The sequence below is a fragment of the Achromobacter arsenitoxydans SY8 genome, from assembly GCF_000236785.1.
GTDB classification, from domain to species: Bacteria; Pseudomonadota; Gammaproteobacteria; order Burkholderiales; family Burkholderiaceae_B; genus Achromobacter; species Achromobacter arsenitoxydans.
Window position 1 is genome coordinate 30,712 of sequence record NZ_AGUF01000085.1, and the last position, 15,954, is coordinate 46,665.

The following is a 15,954-nucleotide window of genomic DNA, read 5'->3' on the forward strand; positions in this document are numbered from 1 at the left end:
TCAAGCGGTTAACTCCGGTTTAACCTAGGGTTAACCTTAATACAAACGCGGTTGCAACCTGTCTAGCATACGGTCCTACCCATACTGGGCTTCGTTCGGGCCCAGTGTTACCTTTGCCATGCGACAGGAAGCAATCTCTTATGGCCAGCACGACCCTCGGCGTCAAAGTCGATGACGCACTCCGCGACCGCCTGAAAGCCGCCGCCCACAAGCTCAACTGCACGCCGCACTGGCTGCATAAGCAGGCGATCCTTTCCTACCTGGACAAGATCGAGCGCGGCCATCTTCCCGCCGAGATGTCCCACTTGGGCGCCGATGCAGCCGCCGAGGAAGACAACGCCGAAGGCCATTTGGCGCCGACCCCGCCGTTTTACGAGTTTGGCCAGGACGTACAGCCGCAGTCCGTGCTGCGCGCCGCCATCACCGCGGCCTACCGCCGGCCCGAACCTGAATGCGTCCCGCTGTTGCTGGGCCAGGCCCGCATGCCCAACCTGGAAAAGGTGCATGCGATGGCGGCCGGCCTGGTCAGGAAGCTGCGCGGCAAGCGCAGCGGCGGCGGCGTGGAAGGTCTGATCCAGGAGTTCTCGCTGTCCAGCCAGGAAGGCGTGGCGCTGATGTGCCTGGCCGAAGCGCTGCTGCGCATTCCCGACCGCGCCACCCGCGACGCGCTGATCCGCGACAAGGTTGCGCGCGGCGACTGGAAGTCGCACATGGGCGGTTCGCAATCGCTGTTCGTGAACGCCGCCACCTGGGGCCTGATGATCACCGGCAAGCTGGTGGCCGTGAGCAGCGAGCAGTCGCTGTCCAAGGCGCTGACGCGCCTGATCGGCAAGGGCGGCGAGCCCCTGGTGCGCAAGGGCGTGAACATGGCCATGCGCATGATGGGCGAACAGTTCGTGTCGGGCCAGACCATTTCCGAAGCGCTGGCAAACAACCGCAAGATGGAATCCCGCGGCTTCCGCTATTCCTACGACATGCTGGGCGAGGCCGCCACCACGGCCGAGGACGCCGAACGCTATTACGCGTCCTACGAGCAAGCCATCCACGCCATCGGCAAAGCCGCCGCCGGCCGGGGCATCTATGAAGGGCCGGGCATCTCGATCAAGCTGTCGGCCCTGCATCCCCGCTATTCGCGCGCTCAGCGCGAGCGCGTCATGGCCGAACTGCTGCCGCGCGTGAAGGCGCTGACGGCGCTGGCCCGCAGCTACGACATCGGCCTGAACATCGACGCCGAAGAGGCCGATCGCCTGGAGATCTCGCTGGACCTGTTGGAGGCGCTGTGCTTTACGCCGGAACTTGAAGGCTGGAACGGCATCGGCTTCGTCATCCAGGCCTACCAGAAGCGCGCGCCGTTCGTGATCGACTACGTGATCGACCTGGCCCGCCGCAGCCGCCACCGCGTGATGGTGCGCCTGGTCAAGGGCGCCTACTGGGACAGCGAGATCAAGCGCGCCCAGGTGGACGGCCTGGAAGGCTATCCGGTCTATACGCGCAAGGTGTACACCGATGTGGCCTACCTGGCCTGCGCCCGCAAGCTGCTGGGCGCGCCCGAGGCCGTGTATCCGCAATTTGCCACGCACAACGCCTACACGCTGTCGGCCATCTACCAGCTGGCCGGCCAGAACTACTATCCGGGCCAGTACGAGTTCCAATGCCTGCACGGCATGGGCGAGCCGTTGTACGACGAAGTTGTCGGAGCGCTGTCGCAGGGCAAGCTCAATCGTCCGTGCCGCATCTACGCGCCGGTCGGCACGCACGAAACCCTGCTGGCGTACCTGGTGCGCCGCCTGCTCGAAAACGGCGCCAACACCTCGTTCGTGAACCTGATCGGCGATGACAGCATTCCGGTCGAAACGCTGGTGGCCGATCCGGTCGAAGCGGCCGCGCGCATCGTCCCGCTGGGCGCGCCCCACGAGAAGATACCCTTGCCGCGCGAGCTCTACGGCAATCCGCAGCAGGGCGCCCGCGCCAATTCCGCGGGCCTGGATCTGAGCAACGAGCATCGCCTGGGTTCGCTGTCCGCTGCGCTGCTCGCCAGCGCGGGCACGCCCTGGCGCGCCGCGCCCATGCTGGGCGAAGGCGGCGACGTCTGGGACGCCGCCCGCGCCATCGAAGTGCGTAACCCCGCCAACCTGCGCGACGTGGTGGGCCACGTGATCGAAGCCCAGGCCGACGAGGCGGAACTCGCCCTGCGCGCCGCCGCCAACGCCGCGCCTATCTGGCAGTCCACGCCGGTGGCCGAGCGGGCCCAGTGCCTGCGCCGCGCCGCCCAGCTGCTGGAAGAGCAGATGCAGACCCTGCTGGGCCTGATCGTGCGCGAGGCCGGCAAGTCGCTGCCCAACGCCATTGCCGAAGTGCGCGAGGCCGTGGACTTCCTGCGCTACTACGCCGACCAGGCCGAGCGCGAGTTCGGCAATGACACGCACCGTCCGCTGGGCACCGTGCTGTGCATCAGTCCCTGGAATTTCCCGCTGGCCATCTTCACGGGCCAGGTCGCGGCCGCGCTGGCCGCGGGCAATACCGTGCTGGCCAAGCCGGCCGAGCAGACGCCGCTGATCGCGGCGCAGGCCGTGGCCATCCTGCGCGCGGCGGGCGTGCCCGCCGGCGCGGTGCAGCTGTTGCCGGGCCGCGGCGAGACCGTGGGCGCCCAGCTGGTCGCCAACCCGGGCGTGCGCGGCGTGATGTTCACGGGGTCCACCGATGTGGCGCGCATCATCGCGCGCACGCTGGCCGATCGCCTGGACGACGACGGCCACACCATTCCGTTGATTGCGGAGACGGGCGGCCAGAACGCCATGGTGGTGGATTCGTCGGCCCTGTCCGAGCAGGTCGTCTTCGACGTGCTCAGCTCCGCCTTCGATTCGGCCGGCCAGCGCTGCTCGGCACTGCGTGTGCTGTGCGTGCAGGACGACAACGCCGACCACGTGCTGACGATGCTGCGCGGCGCCATGCGCGAACTCGCCGTGGGCAACCCCGACCGCCTCTCGGTGGACGTGGGTCCGGTCATCGACACCGAGGCGCGCAACGGCATCCAGCGCCACATCGAATCAATGCGTACTGCGGGCCATCGCGTCGACCAGGTCGAACTGGCCGGCGAATGCCGCCACGGCACCTTCGTGCCGCCGACTATCATCGAGATCGACCACATCAGCGAGCTGACCCGCGAAGTGTTCGGCCCGGTGCTGCACGTGGTGCGCTACCAGCGCGATGAGCTCGATGCGCTGCTCGACGCCATCAACGGCACGGGCTATGGCCTGACGTTCGGCGTGCATACCCGCATCGACGAGACCATTGCCCATGTGACCGGCCAGGTCCATGCCGGCAACGTTTACGTCAACCGCAACATCGTGGGCGCGGTGGTGGGCGTGCAGCCGTTCGGCGGCGAATGCCTGTCCGGCACTGGCCCCAAGGCCGGCGGCCCGTTGTACATGTACCGCCTGTTGGGCACGCGCCCGGCTGGCCTGCCGCCCGCGCTGGACGCCGCGGCGCCGCTGCCGCAGCGGATCGCGCTGCCGGGGCCCACGGGCGAGACCAACACTTATATGGTCGAGCCGCGCGGCGCGGTGTACTGCGTGGCGGCCACCGATGCCGGCGCGCGGGCCCAGTGGTCTGTCGCGCGGTTGACCGGCAACCATGCCTGGTTCGCCGACACCCCCGCGGCGCAGAAACTGCTGTCCGGCCTGGACGCCGAGCAGCAGGGGCAGGCGGGCATCCTGGCTGACGCCGAAGTCGACCAGGCGGACTACCACGCCGTGCTGTTCGAAGGCGACGGCGATGCGCTGCAGGCGCTGAACCAGCGCATCGCACAGCGCCCGGGCGCGATCCTGGCGGTGCATGGCCTGACGCCCGACGCCCTGGCGGCAGGCGCCGCCTACGTGCCGGAACGCCTTTTGACGGAGCGCTCCATCAGCGTGAATACGGCAGCGGCGGGCGGCAACGCCAGCCTCATGACCATCGGGTAGTTCCCGCCTGGGGCAACCCTTGGGCATCCAAGGGTTATCTCTAATATCGGGCTGGGTTGCACTGGATCGAAAATCCGGTCGCACCTCTGGCCTGGCTGTCGCAATCCGGCAGCCGGGCATTGCAGAAAATGCATACGCGGGACCTGGCGATCACCGGGCCCGCGGTAGTAAAAAGAACCAAAAGCCTGGCTAAAAGCTCAGGTATGACAAGGCCTTAAGTCCGACCTATTCGGAGGAGACCCCCATGAAGTTCCGCACCACTTTGAAGCTGCTTACCGCCAGCATCGCTGCTGCCGGCTTGACCGCCGCGGCCCAGGCCGCCGACATCAAATTCGGCTTCGCCGCGCCGCTGACCGGTCCGCAGTCCCACTACGGCGAGGACATGCAAAATGGCCTGAATCTGGCCCTGGAAGAAGCCAACAAGAAGGGCATCAAGGTTGACGGACAGCCCGCCAAGTTCGTGCTGGTGTCGCGCGACGATCAGGCCGATCCGCGCGTCGGCGTGCAGGTCGCCCAGCAGCTCGTCGACCAGGACGTGGTCGGCATCCTGGGGCACTTCAACTCGGGCACCACCATTCCGGCTTCGCGCGTCTACCATGAGGCGGGCCTGCCGCAGATCGCCATGGCCACGTCGCCGGAATACACCAAGCAAGGCTACGAAACCACGTTCCGCATGATGACCAGCGACACCCAGCAGGGCGCCGCGGTCGGCAAGTTCATGGTTGAAAACCTGAAGGCCAAGAAGGTCGCGATCATCGACGACCGCACCGCCTACGGCCAAGGCCTGGCCGACGAGGTCGAAAAGGCGGTCAAGGCCGCCGGCGGCCAGGTCGTGCGCCGCGAATACACCACCGACAAGGCCAACGATTTCACGGCCATCCTGACCAACATCAAGGGCTCCGCGCCCGACGCCATCTTCTACGGCGGCCTGGACGCGCAGTCGGGCCCGATGAAGCGCCAACTGGCCACGCTCGGTCTGAAGGCGCCGCTGGTTTCGGGCGAAATGACCCGCAGCGACACCTTCATCAAGCTGGCGGGCGACGCCGCCGACGGCACCTACGCATCGCTGGCGGGCGTGCCGCTGGACAAGATGGCCGCGGGCAAGGACTTCGAACAGAAGTACCAGACGCGCTTCAAGAAGGCGCCCGGCGTCTATGCGCCGTACGCCTACGACGGCGCGTGGAACATGATCACGGCCATCGAGCAGGCCGGTTCGGCCAAGCCCGAAAAATACCTGCCGGCGCTCGCCAAGCTGAACCGCAAGGGCGCCACCAGCGAACACATCTCGTATGACGACAAGGGCGACCTGAAGGAAATCTCGGTCACCATCTACGAAGTCAAGAACGGCAAGTGGGAGATGGTTGAAACGATGGTCAGCCAAGCCAACTGAGGCGGGTTGAACGAGGGGGGATCCTGGCTGCGCCAAGGTCCGCCCGCTCCGTCCGCGGGCGCCGTCCGGCGCCGCGGCGCGCGCACGCCAAGCCAGGCCTTTGCGCCCTGGCCGCAACGCGCATTATTTCCAGGCTTATTCAGCGGCCCCTATGGATATCTTCATTCAACAACTGATTAACGGCGTCACGCTAGGCAGCGTGTACGCCCTGGTCGCCCTAGGCTACACCATGGTGTACGGCATCATCGGGCTGATCAACTTCGCGCATGGCGATGTCGTCATGATCGGCGCGATGGCGGCTACGACGATCGCCATTTCGCTGGTGGGCGGCGATCCCGGCGCATCGGCCTTCGTGGTGCTGGGCATGGGCCTGCTGGTCTCGGTGCCGCTGTGCATGGCGGTGGGCTGGACGGCCGAGCGCGTGGCATATCGGCCGCTGCGGCGCGCGCCCCGCCTGGCCGCGCTGATCACGGCCATCGGCGTGTCCATCATCCTGCAGAACGTGGCCATGATGGGCTGGGGCCGCAATTACCTGAACTTTCCGCAAGTGCTGTCGCCGCAGGTGTTTGAGTTTGCGGGCGCGCGCATGAGCACGCTGCAGATCGCCATCGTCGTGATCGCGGCGCTGATCATGGGCGGCCTGCTGGCCGTGGTGCACAAGACCCGGCTGGGCACGGCGATGCGCGCCACCGCGCAGAACCGTGAAGTGGCCGGCCTGATGGGCGTGAACATCAACACCGTGATCTCGGCGGCGTTCCTGATCGGCTCTGCGCTGGCCGCCGTGGCGGGCATGATGGTCGCCACCTATTACGGCGTGTCGCAGTACACCATGGGCTTCATGCTGGGCTTGAAGGCCTTTACCGCGGCGGTGCTGGGCGGCATCGGCAACCTGGTCGGCGCCATGGCCGGCGGCCTGTTGCTGGGCATCATCGAATCGCTGGGCGCGGGCTACATCGGCGACCTGACCGGCGGGTTCCTCGGCAGCCACTACCAGGACGTGTTCGCGTTCTTCGTGCTGGTGCTGGTGCTGATCTTCCGTCCTTCGGGGCTGTTGGGCGAACGCGTGGGAGATCGCGCATGAGCACAACTCTCAAGAACAGCGGCTTCTCGACCCGCAACCTGATCGGCATCGCCCTCATCGGCATCGTACTGGCCGTGCTGCCCTTCGTGATCGGCATGGCCGGCCAGAGCTGGGTGCGCATCCTGAACTTCGCGTTGCTGTACGTGATGCTGTCGCTGGGCCTGAACATCGTGGTGGGGTTCGCGGGTTTGCTGGACCTGGGCTATATCGCGTTCTACGCCGTGGGCGCGTACACCTGGGCGCTGCTGGCGTCGCCGCACTTCGGGCTGCATCTGCCGTTCTGGGCCATCCTGCCGATCGCGCTGGCGGTGGCGTGCCTGTTCGGGGTGCTGCTGGGGGCGCCAACGCTGAAATTACGGGGCGACTACCTGGCTATCGTGACATTGGGGTTCGGCGAGATCATCCGGATCTTCCTGAACAACCTGAATGCGCCCTTCAACATCACCAACGGGCCGCAGGGCATCAACCGCATCGACACCTTCAAGGTGGGCGAGTTCGCGTTCGGCCGCACGCAGAGTCTGCTGGGCATCCGTTTCACGGGGCCGGAAAAGTACTACTACCTGCTGCTTGCGCTGACGCTGATCATCATCGTGGTCTGCGTGCGCCTGCAGAATTCCCGCATCGGCCGCGCCTGGGAAGCCATCCGCGAAGACGAGATCGCCGCCAAGGCGATGGGCATCAATACCCGCAACATCAAGCTGCTGGCGTTCGCGATGGGCGCGTCGTTTGGCGGCGTGGCGGGCGCGCTGTTCGCGTCGATGCAGGGCTTCGTCAGTCCCGAGAGCTTCTCGCTCATGGAGTCCATCTCCATCCTGTGCATGGTGGTGCTGGGCGGCATGGGCCACATCCCCGGCGTGATCCTGGGCGCGCTGATCCTCGCAGCCCTGCCCGAATTCCTGCGCGCGGTGGTCGAACCCATCCAGCACATGGTGTTCGGCGCCGTGGTGCTGGATCCCGAAGGCATCCGCATGCTGCTGTTCGGCCTGGCCATGGTGTGCGTCATGCTGTTCCGTCCGGCGGGCCTGTGGCCGTCGGCGGTGCGCAAGCGCGAACTGGTGACCAAGACGCAGGGAGGCGCGGCATGAGCAAACTGCTGCAAGCCCAGGGACTGGGCAAGCGCTTCGGCGGCCTGCAGGCCTTGTCCGACGTCAGCTTCGACATCGAGCAGGGCGAGATCTACGGACTGATCGGTCCGAACGGCGCGGGCAAGACGACGCTCTTCAACGTGCTGACCGGCCTCTACATTCCGGAAGAGGGCGCCTGCACCTTCAATGGCGAAACGATGACGGGCAAGAAGCCGCATGAGGTCGCCTTTGCCGGCTTGGCGCGCACCTTCCAGAATATCCGCCTGTTCGCCAACCTGAGCGCCATTGAGAACGTGATGATCGGCCGCCACATGCGCACCAGGGCCGGCGTGTTTGGCGCCGTGCTGCGCACGCGCGCCACGCGCGCCGAAGAGGCTGCTATCGAGGCGCGGGCGCAGGAACTGCTGGACTACGTCGGCATCGGCCATCGCGCCAACGACGTCGCGCGTTCGCTGCCTTACGGCGACCAGCGGCGCTTGGAGATCGCCCGCGCGCTCGCCACGGATCCCAAGCTGCTGGCGCTGGACGAGCCGGCCGCCGGCATGAATGCATCGGAAACGGTAGTGCTGCGCAAGCTGGTCGAGAAGATCCGCGCGGACGGCGTGACGGTGCTGCTGATCGAACACGATATGAAGCTCGTCATGGGCCTGTGCGATCGCGTGCTGGTGCTGGAGTACGGAAAAGTGCTGGCGATGGGCAAGCCCGCCCAGGTGCAGCGCGATCCCAAGGTCATTGAAGCGTATCTGGGCGCGGGCGCCGCCCAGGACCCGCTCATCCACAACGAGGGCCAGGCAACATGACGGCATCCCAACCCCTGCTGGAGCTGCGCGGCCTGCAGGTGTCCTACGGCGGCATCCGCGCGGTGCGCGGCACCGACCTGCGCGTGGACGAAGGCGAACTGGTCTGCCTGATCGGCGCCAACGGCGCCGGCAAGAGCACCACGCTGCGCGCCATCTGCGGCCTGGTGCCGCTGGCTGGCGGCGAAATCGTCTACGCGGGGCAATCTATCGGCGGCCAGAAGTCGCATGAACTGGTCCGCAAGGGCCTGGTCATGGTGCCGGAAGGCCGCGGCATCTTCGGGCAGCTCACCATCGAGGAAAACCTGGCGATGGGCGGCTACATCCGCCGCGACGCCGCGCAGATCCGGCAGGACACCGACCGCGTCTTCACGCTGTTTCCGCGCCTGGCCGAACGCCGCAAGCAGGCGGCCGGCACGCTGTCGGGCGGCGAGCAGCAGATGGTGGCCATGGGCCGCGCCATGATCGCGCGCCCCAGGCTGCTGCTGCTTGACGAGCCGTCGATGGGCCTTGCGCCGCTGATGGTGGAAAAGGTTTTCGAAGTGGTGCGCACGATCGCCAGCGAAGGCGTGACCATCCTGCTGATCGAGCAGAACGCGCGGCTGGCGCTGGAAAACAGCCACCGCGGCTACGTGATGGAGTCGGGCGAGATCACCTTGTCCGGCCCGGCTCGCGACATGCTGCACGATCCCAAGATGCGCGCGGCGTATCTCGGCGAAACCGAGTAGCCGCAAGGCGCGGGGCGGCGTCTGCCGCCCCGCGCCGCGTTCATTCAGGCGGGCTGCGCCACGACGCGCTTCCTGCCGATCATCAGGGCCAGCACGGCGGCGATGAGGCCGGTCGCGCCCGAAATCACGAAGGCCATCAGATAGCTGCCCTGCGCCTCGCGCAGCGCGCCGGCCATCCACGCGGCGCTTGCCGCGCCCATCTGGTGGCCCGCCACGATCCAGCCGAAGACGATGGAAGCATCGCGTTCGCCAAAGGCTTCCGTCGTCAGGCGCAGCGTCGGCGGCACCGTGGCGATCCAGTCCAGCCCGAAGAAAATCGCGAAGATGGACAGGCTGTAGAACGAGAAGTCGGAGTAGGGCAGGTACATCAGCGACAGGCCGCGCAGCGCGTAGTAGACGAAGAGCAGCTTGCGCGGATCGTAGCGGTCGGTGAGCCAACCCGACGCCGTGGTGCCGAACAGGTCGAAGATACCCATCATGGCCAGCAGGCCCGCCGCCTGCACTTCGGCCATGCCATGGTCGCCGCAGAGCGCGATGAGGTGCGTGCCGACCAGCCCGTTCGTCGTGAAGCCGCACACGAAGAAGGTGGCGAACAGGTACCAGAACGTGCGGGTCTTGGCGGCGCGAGCCAGCGTGCCAAAGGTGGCGGCGACCATGCCGGTGCGCGGTGCGGCGGGCGCGGGCTGGGCGTGCGGATCGCTGCCGAACGGGACGAGCCCCACGCTGGACGGACGATCGGGCACCAGCCACCAGGCCAGCGGCACCAGGGCGGCGGCCGCGCCGGCCACAGTCCACACCACCCGGGTCCAGTCGCCCGAGGAAGCCAGCGCGGCCAGCACAGGCAGGAACACTAGCGTGCCGGTGGCGGCGCTGGCGGTCAGCAGTCCCATCATCAGGCCGCGGTGCTTGACGAACCAGCGGTTGACGACGGTGGCGCCCATCACGATGGCGACCGCGCCGGACCCGATGCCCGAAAAAACTCCCCAGGTCATGATCAGGTGCCAGGGCTGGGTCATGTACGCGCTGACCGCGCTGGATGCGGCCATCAGGATCAGCGCGCAGATCAGCACGCGGCGCAATCCGAAGCGCTCCATCGCGGCGGCGGCGAAGGGGCCCACCAGTCCATACAGGAAGATGCCCAGCGCGGCGGCAAACGAAATGGAGCTGCGGCTCCAGCCGAAGGCTTCCTCCAGCGGCACCAGCAGCACGCTGGGCGAAGACCGCAGCCCAGCCGCGACCAGCAACGATAAAAAGATCACCGCGACGACCACAAACGCGTACTTCTGGCCGGCGCGCCGGAATGGGAAGGGAGGCTGGGCTATACTCATGTTACTGACCGGTACGTATTAGGGTTCGCGAATAGTACGTACCGGTCAGTAACATCGTCAAGCAGTTTTTGGCGACCCTGTTTTCGGGACTGGCCGCGCTGTTATCCGGCCCTCCCGCGGAAAAGGAGCCGACCATGGCCAGCAAGTTTCCCGCCGCCTCCGCCACCTCCGGCAAGCCCGGGGCCAAGCCGCTGCTTGCGGCGGACCGCATACGCAAGACCGCGCGCGAAATGTTCTACCGCGACGGCATACGCGCAGTGGGCGTGGACGCCATCGTCACCCAGGCCGGTGTGACCAAGCCCAGTCTCTACCGCAGCTTTTCGTCCAAGGACGAACTGGCGGCCGCCTATCTGCGCGACTACGACGCCGAGTTCTGGGCGCGATTCGACGCCGCGTGCGCCGCCCATCCGGGCGATCCCAGGGCGCAATTGCTGGACTATCTGTCCGGCCTGGGCGGCAGGGCGGTGCAGAACGGCTACCGTGGCTGCGGCCTGACGAATGCGGCGGTGGAGTATCCCGAGCAGGACCATCCCGCCCGGGCGGTCGCCGTGGCCCACAAGCACGAGCTGCGCCGCAGGCTGAACGCCATGGCGGCGGAAATGGGCGCCGCCGACCCCAACGCGCTGGCCGACGGCCTGCTGCTGCTGATCGAGGGCGCGTTCGTCTCCAGCCAGCTATTTGGCGAAGGCGGGCCGGCTGGCCGGGTGGCGGACATGGCCGACAAGCTGATCCAGGCCCACCTTCCCGCCTGAATGGAGGAGGGCTACGCACAAAACTAGTGCGAAATAGGGTGCCGCATGCACCGTAATGGTGGTGTTTGTACCCATTGCGCAACGCCAAAAAAAATGTTTGTTATTTTTATTGCGGCGCAACAAACGCGGATCTAACATGAAGTCGTGTTGTTCCACATCGCGCTTTCTCAAGGAGAGAATCATGAGCGATACCGCGTTGAAAAATGCCCGTATGTCGGATGCGCTGGAGCGGTCCCTGATCCGCGAGGCCATCAAGGCGGAAACCCTGTCCGGTCCGACCCCACGCTCGGCTTGGCTGCGCTTGAAAGTGCGCCTCGCGGCACTGGGTGGCGCAGTGGGTGAAGTCCTGCACGACATGGACGCGGGCCGCAGGCAGCATCCGGTGGTTTCCGCCCACCACTGAGCCCCAGCGTCAGCCTGAAAAAAACGCCAGCATTGCTGGCGTTTTTTTTGTTGGGCAACACTTACGCCACCATGTCCACCAGCAGATAGCCGTCCAGCACGATGATGCTCACGGTTGCGCCGATCGCGGCCCAGGCCCAGGCGCCGCGCAATACATGCTGGCCCATCAGGCTCTTGCGGCAGGCCAGCACCACCAGCGGCCCCAGCGCGAAAGGCAGCGCCAGGCTCAGGATCACCTGGCTCAGCACCAGCAGACCGTCCGGGTCCTGCCCGCCCGTGAAGGCCAGCAGGCCCACGGCAGCCAAGCCGGCCACCAGCCGCGTCGCCAGCGCGCGGCGACGGTCCGACCAGTTGCTGCGAACCTGGAATCCGCGCGACAGGATGCGGCCGGCCAGTACGCCGGTGATGGTGGAACTCTGCCCAGCGGCATAGAGCGCCACGGCGAACACGACGGCCGCGCCGACGCCCAGGGTGTGGCCGATCACCGCGTGGGCATCGTCCAGGCTGGAGACGGCCATGCCGGAGCCCGACAGGGACGCGGCGGCCACGATCATGATGGCCGAATTGATAAGCATGGCCACGCCCAGCGACACGATGGTGTCGTTGCGCGCCACGCGCATCGCAAAGCCGCGCGCGTCGGCGGGAAGATCCCGGGCGCGCTGGGCCAGCGAGCCGGAATGCAGGTAGAGGTTGTGCGGCATGAGGGTCGCGCCCAGAATGCCCAGGGCGATCAGGAAGCCCTGCGGGTCGCGCAGCGCCTTGCCCGTCTCCGTCACGCCGTGCGCCACCTCGGTCCAGGCCGGGTTCGCCTTGAACAGCAGAAACACGAACGACAGCGCCACGACGGACAGCAGCAGCGCGATCACGCGCTCGTGCCGGTCGGCATTGCCGCGCGTCATCGTCAAGACCGCGAATGTGCCGATGCCCGTGACGGCTACGCCGGCAATGAGGGGCAGGCCGAACAGCAGCCGCAAGGCGATCGCGCCGCCGATCAGTTCGGCCAGGGCCGTGGCAAGAATGGCGGCTTCGCCCGCCACCCATGCGGCTTTGGAGAGGCGGGGGGACAGATGCCGGGCCGTGAGCGTGGCCAGGTCTTCGCCGGTGGCCAGCGCCAGCCGCGATACCAGGACCTGAAAGCCCAGCGCCAGAAAGGCGGACGTGATGACGACCATCAGCAGTCCATAGCCGAAGCCGCTGCCGCCCGCGATATCCGTGGCCCAGTTGCCCGGGTCGATGTAGCCCACGGCGACCAGGATCCCGGAACCGACCATGCGGCGCAGGTTTGCCGTGACCCGCGCGTCATGGGCCACTGCGGCGTTGCCGCCCGATATCGCGTAGATGAATCCGGTCATGCGACACTCCTGAGAATGGTTCTCATTTTCCAGAAGCGGCCGTCGACCGTCAAATTGATTTTGACCAAGCCCGGAATAGGGCGGGCCAATGATCCGGCCCCATTCGGGACCGGACCGGACATGCTGCCAATCAGGACTTGAGTTTGGCGTCCATGGAGATCTTGGCGTTGAGCACCTTGGAGACCGGGCAGCCCTTTTCGGCCTTGCGCGCCGCTTCCTCGAAGGCTTGCGCGGAGGCGCCCGGGATGACGGCTTCCACGGTCAGATGGACGGCGGTGATCGAAAAGCCGTCATCAACCTTGTCCAGCGTGACTTCGGCCTTGGTGTCCAGGCTCTGCGCGACCATGCCGGCCTCGGACAGTATGTTGGACAGCGCCATGGTGAAGCACCCGGCGTGTGCGGCGCCCAGCAGCTCTTCGGGGTTGGTGCCCGGCGTGTCGCCGAAGCGGGTATTGAAACCGTACGGCTGGCTCTTGAGCGCGCCGCTCTGCGTGGAAATCGTGCCCTTGCCAGTCTTCAGATCGCCCGACCAGGCGGCGGTTGCGGTTTTCTTCATACGTGACTCCTGTGTAGGGACGCAGCCGCTTGCGGCGCGTCCGGGGTGGGTAGGAGATCCGCCAGCGGGGGCGGACAGCCTTGCCTCAGGCGGCATCGTCGATGATACGGCGCGCCCGGCCGCCTGACGCGGAAAACGGCCGTACGCAACGGCAAGCCGATGTAACGGACGAGCCGGGCCATGCGCCCATGCGGCCGCGCAAAAGCTGCGCGCCGTGCATCAGGCAAAATAGCGGCATCCCTCAACACCATCCCGAGAGCCGTTTTCATGTCCCGCATCCTTGCCCGCTACGCCTGCGCCGTTGCGCTGGCCGTTCCCGTCCTGTCCGCCCAGGCTGAAATCGTCATCGGCGTGGACGTGTCCACGACGGGCCCGGCCGCCGCCATCGGCATCCAGACCAATAACGCGATTCGCCTGTGGCCGAACACCCTGGGCGGAGAACCCGCGCGCTACGTGGTCCTGGATGACGGCACCGATGTCAGCCGCGCGGTGAAGAACATGCGCAAGCTGACCTCGGAAGACAAGGTTGACGCCATTGTTGGCCCCAACACGACGGCCGCCGCGCTGGCGGGCCTGGATGTGCTGGCCGAGACCAAGACGCCGATGATCGCCCTGGCCGCGTCCAGCGTCATTGTCGAGCCGCTGTCCGATCCCAAGCGCGCCTGGGCGTTCAAGATGCCGCAGAACGATTCGCTGATGGCGACCGTCCTGGTCGAGGACATGAAGAAGAAGGGCCTGAAGAACGTGGCCTTCATCGGCTTCGCGGATTCCTATGGCGATAGCTGGTGGAAGGAGTTTTCCGCCGCGGCCGGATCTGACCTGAAGATTGTGGCGCAGGAGCGGTTCCAGCGCACCGACGCGTCGGTGGTGGGCCAGGTGCTGAAGGTCATCGCCGCCAAGCCGGACGCCGTCCTGGTCGCCGGCGCGGGCACGCCGTCGGCCCTGCCGCAGAAGACGCTGCTGGAACGCGGCTACACGGGCGCCATCTACCAGACGCACGGCATCGGCACGCTGGAGTTCCTGCAGGTCGGCGGCAAGGACGTCGAGGGCACGCTGTTCCCGACCGGCCCAGGCGTCGTGGCGCGCGAACTGCCGGATTCCAACCCTGTGAAGAAGGTGGCCGTTGAATTCGCCGACAAATATGAGCGCCAGTACGGTCCCAACACGCTGACGCAGTTTGCCGGCGACGCCTACGGCGCCTGGATGCTGCTGGATTCGGCCGTGGCGCGGGCGCTGAAGACGGGCGCCAAGCCCGGGACGCCGGAGTTCCGCCTGGCGCTGCGCGACGCGCTGGAAAGCACGCGCGACCTGGTCGTGCCCAACGGCGTGCTCAATATCACGAAGGACAACCACCAAGGCTTCGACGAGCGCGCGCGCGTGATGGGCATCGTCAAGAACGGACGGTTTTCGTACGCCGAATAATAGGTGCCATATCTCCCTACCGTTTGTAACGTGTCCTAACCCGTCATAGGGCAACAGACCCCAAAAGCAGGCTTAGGCCTGCTTTTTTTCGTCTATATCATTCGTGTAGAAATCATTTAATAGCGTATTATTTTTAGTGAAGCCATGCACCTAGAAATAAATACGGGAGAAATATTCATGACCTTGCTTCGATCCAGACGACTGTTGTTGGCCTTGAGCCTGGGCGTCCTGGCCGCCTGCTCCGACTCGGGTTCGGACAAGCCGGCGCCCGCGGCCGGCGCTGCGCCGGCCGCGGGCGGCAGCACCCTTGAGGCCGCCAAGGCCGCTGGCAAGATCCGCATCGGCTATGCCAACGAGGCGCCGTTCGCCTATATGGACAGCAAGGAAGCCAAGGTGACGGGCGAATCCGTCGAGATCGCCCGCGTCGTGCTCAAGCGCATGGGCATCAATGAGGTCGAAGGCGTGCTGACCGAATTCGGCTCGCTGATCCCTGGCCTTGCCGCCAAGCGCTTCGACATCATCGCGGCTGGCATGTACGTCACCCCGGAGCGCTGCAAGCAGGTGGCGTTCTCGAATCCGACCTACGGCGTAGGGGAGGCCTTCCTGGTGAAACAGGGCAATCCGAAGAACCTGCACAGCTATGAAGACGTCGCCAAGAACCCCGACGCGAAGCTGGGCGTGGTGGTGGGTGCGATCGAGGGCGAGTACGCCGAGAAGGTGAAGATTCCGTCGGGCCAGGTCGTGGTGTTTCCGGACGCGGTCAGCGCCTTGTCCGGCGTCCAGGCCGGCCGCGCCGACGCCTATGCCGCCACCGCGCTGACCGTCAACGACCTGATGGGCAAGACGCAGGCCGGCAGCGGGCTGGAAAAGGCCGACCCCTTCACGGATCCCGTGATCGACGGCAAGGGCGTGCGCGGCTATGGCGCCTATGCCTTCCGCACCGACGACAAGGCTTTCGCCGACGCGTTCAACGCCGAGCTCGCCAAGTTCATCGGCACCGACGAACACAAGAAGCTCGTGGAACCGTTCGGTTTCACCGAGCAGGAACTGCCCCAGGGTGTCACGGCGGACAAGCTCTGCGCCGGCAACTAAGGGGCGC

13 protein-coding genes are annotated in these 15,954 nt (G+C 66.3%); 10 read left to right on the forward strand and 3 right to left on the reverse strand.

Features of this window, described 5'->3' with window-relative positions:
- Window positions 1–140 precede the first annotated feature (140 nt).
- The 6 genes from putA to KYC_RS25825 all read left to right on the forward strand — a co-directional run bounded on the left by putA (window position 141) and on the right by KYC_RS25825 (window position 9,043).
- Window positions 141–3,962 (forward strand): trifunctional transcriptional regulator/proline dehydrogenase/L-glutamate gamma-semialdehyde dehydrogenase, encoded by a 3,822-nt coding sequence (gene putA, locus KYC_RS25800; RefSeq protein ID WP_008168050.1) that lies wholly within the window; start codon window positions 141–143, stop codon window positions 3,960–3,962.
- A gap of 244 nt (window positions 3,963–4,206) precedes the next feature.
- Complete coding sequence (locus KYC_RS25805; RefSeq protein ID WP_008168052.1) at window positions 4,207–5,352, forward strand: branched-chain amino acid ABC transporter substrate-binding protein; 1,146 nt, start codon at window positions 4,207–4,209, stop codon at window positions 5,350–5,352.
- Between the two features lie 229 nt (window positions 5,353–5,581).
- On the forward strand, window positions 5,582–6,433 hold the full coding sequence (locus KYC_RS25810) for a branched-chain amino acid ABC transporter permease (RefSeq protein WP_420796129.1): 852 nt from the start codon (window positions 5,582–5,584) through the stop codon (window positions 6,431–6,433).
- The gene (locus tag KYC_RS25815) at window positions 6,430–7,518 is read left to right on the forward strand and encodes an ABC transporter permease subunit (RefSeq protein WP_008168057.1); all 1,089 of its coding nucleotides are present in this window, start codon (window positions 6,430–6,432) and stop codon (window positions 7,516–7,518) included. The genes KYC_RS25810 and KYC_RS25815 overlap by 4 nt, the downstream gene beginning before the upstream one ends.
- Window positions 7,515–8,318 (forward strand): ABC transporter ATP-binding protein, encoded by an 804-nt coding sequence (locus KYC_RS25820; RefSeq protein WP_008168059.1) that lies wholly within the window; start codon window positions 7,515–7,517, stop codon window positions 8,316–8,318. Before KYC_RS25815 ends, KYC_RS25820 begins: the two co-directional genes overlap by 4 nt.
- On the forward strand, window positions 8,315–9,043 hold the full coding sequence (locus tag KYC_RS25825; RefSeq protein WP_008168062.1) for an ABC transporter ATP-binding protein: 729 nt from the start codon (window positions 8,315–8,317) through the stop codon (window positions 9,041–9,043). Before KYC_RS25820 ends, KYC_RS25825 begins: the two co-directional genes overlap by 4 nt.
- A gap of 44 nt (window positions 9,044–9,087) precedes the next feature.
- Here the strand turns inward: KYC_RS25825 and KYC_RS25830 are convergent, their stop codons facing one another.
- Window positions 9,088–10,371 (reverse strand): MFS transporter, encoded by a 1,284-nt coding sequence (locus KYC_RS25830; RefSeq protein WP_043519278.1) that lies wholly within the window; start codon window positions 10,369–10,371, stop codon window positions 9,088–9,090.
- A 134-nt stretch (window positions 10,372–10,505) separates the two neighbouring features.
- Between KYC_RS25830 and KYC_RS25835 the strand changes: the two genes are divergently transcribed.
- Both KYC_RS25835 and KYC_RS25840 read left to right on the forward strand, forming a co-directional pair.
- Window positions 10,506–11,123 carry a TetR/AcrR family transcriptional regulator gene (locus KYC_RS25835; protein ID WP_043519290.1) on the forward strand — a complete coding sequence of 206 codons (618 nt, stop codon included), beginning with the start codon at window positions 10,506–10,508 and terminating at the stop codon, window positions 11,121–11,123.
- Window positions 11,124–11,304: 181 nt separating this feature from the next.
- Window positions 11,305–11,526, forward strand: coding sequence for a hypothetical protein (locus KYC_RS25840; RefSeq protein WP_008168065.1), 222 nt, complete (start codon window positions 11,305–11,307; stop codon window positions 11,524–11,526).
- A 61-nt stretch (window positions 11,527–11,587) separates the two neighbouring features.
- Here the strand turns inward: KYC_RS25840 and KYC_RS25845 are convergent, their stop codons facing one another.
- A complete protein-coding gene (locus KYC_RS25845; protein ID WP_008168066.1) occupies window positions 11,588–12,877 on the reverse strand; it encodes an Nramp family divalent metal transporter in 1,290 nt (429 codons plus the stop codon).
- A gap of 130 nt (window positions 12,878–13,007) precedes the next feature.
- Window positions 13,008–13,433, reverse strand: coding sequence for an OsmC family protein (locus KYC_RS25850; protein WP_008168067.1), 426 nt, complete (start codon window positions 13,431–13,433; stop codon window positions 13,008–13,010).
- 267 nt (window positions 13,434–13,700) lie between these two features.
- On the opposite strand from KYC_RS25850, the gene KYC_RS25855 reads away from it, so the two are divergent.
- Together KYC_RS25855 and ehuB are read left to right on the forward strand one after the other, a co-directional pair.
- A complete protein-coding gene (locus KYC_RS25855; RefSeq protein WP_008168068.1) occupies window positions 13,701–14,855 on the forward strand; it encodes an ABC transporter substrate-binding protein in 1,155 nt (384 codons plus the stop codon).
- Window positions 14,856–15,032: 177 nt separating this feature from the next.
- Window positions 15,033–15,947 (forward strand): ectoine/hydroxyectoine ABC transporter substrate-binding protein EhuB, encoded by a 915-nt coding sequence (gene ehuB, locus KYC_RS25860; protein WP_081478111.1) that lies wholly within the window; start codon window positions 15,033–15,035, stop codon window positions 15,945–15,947.
- Window positions 15,948–15,954: the final 7 nt, after the last annotated feature.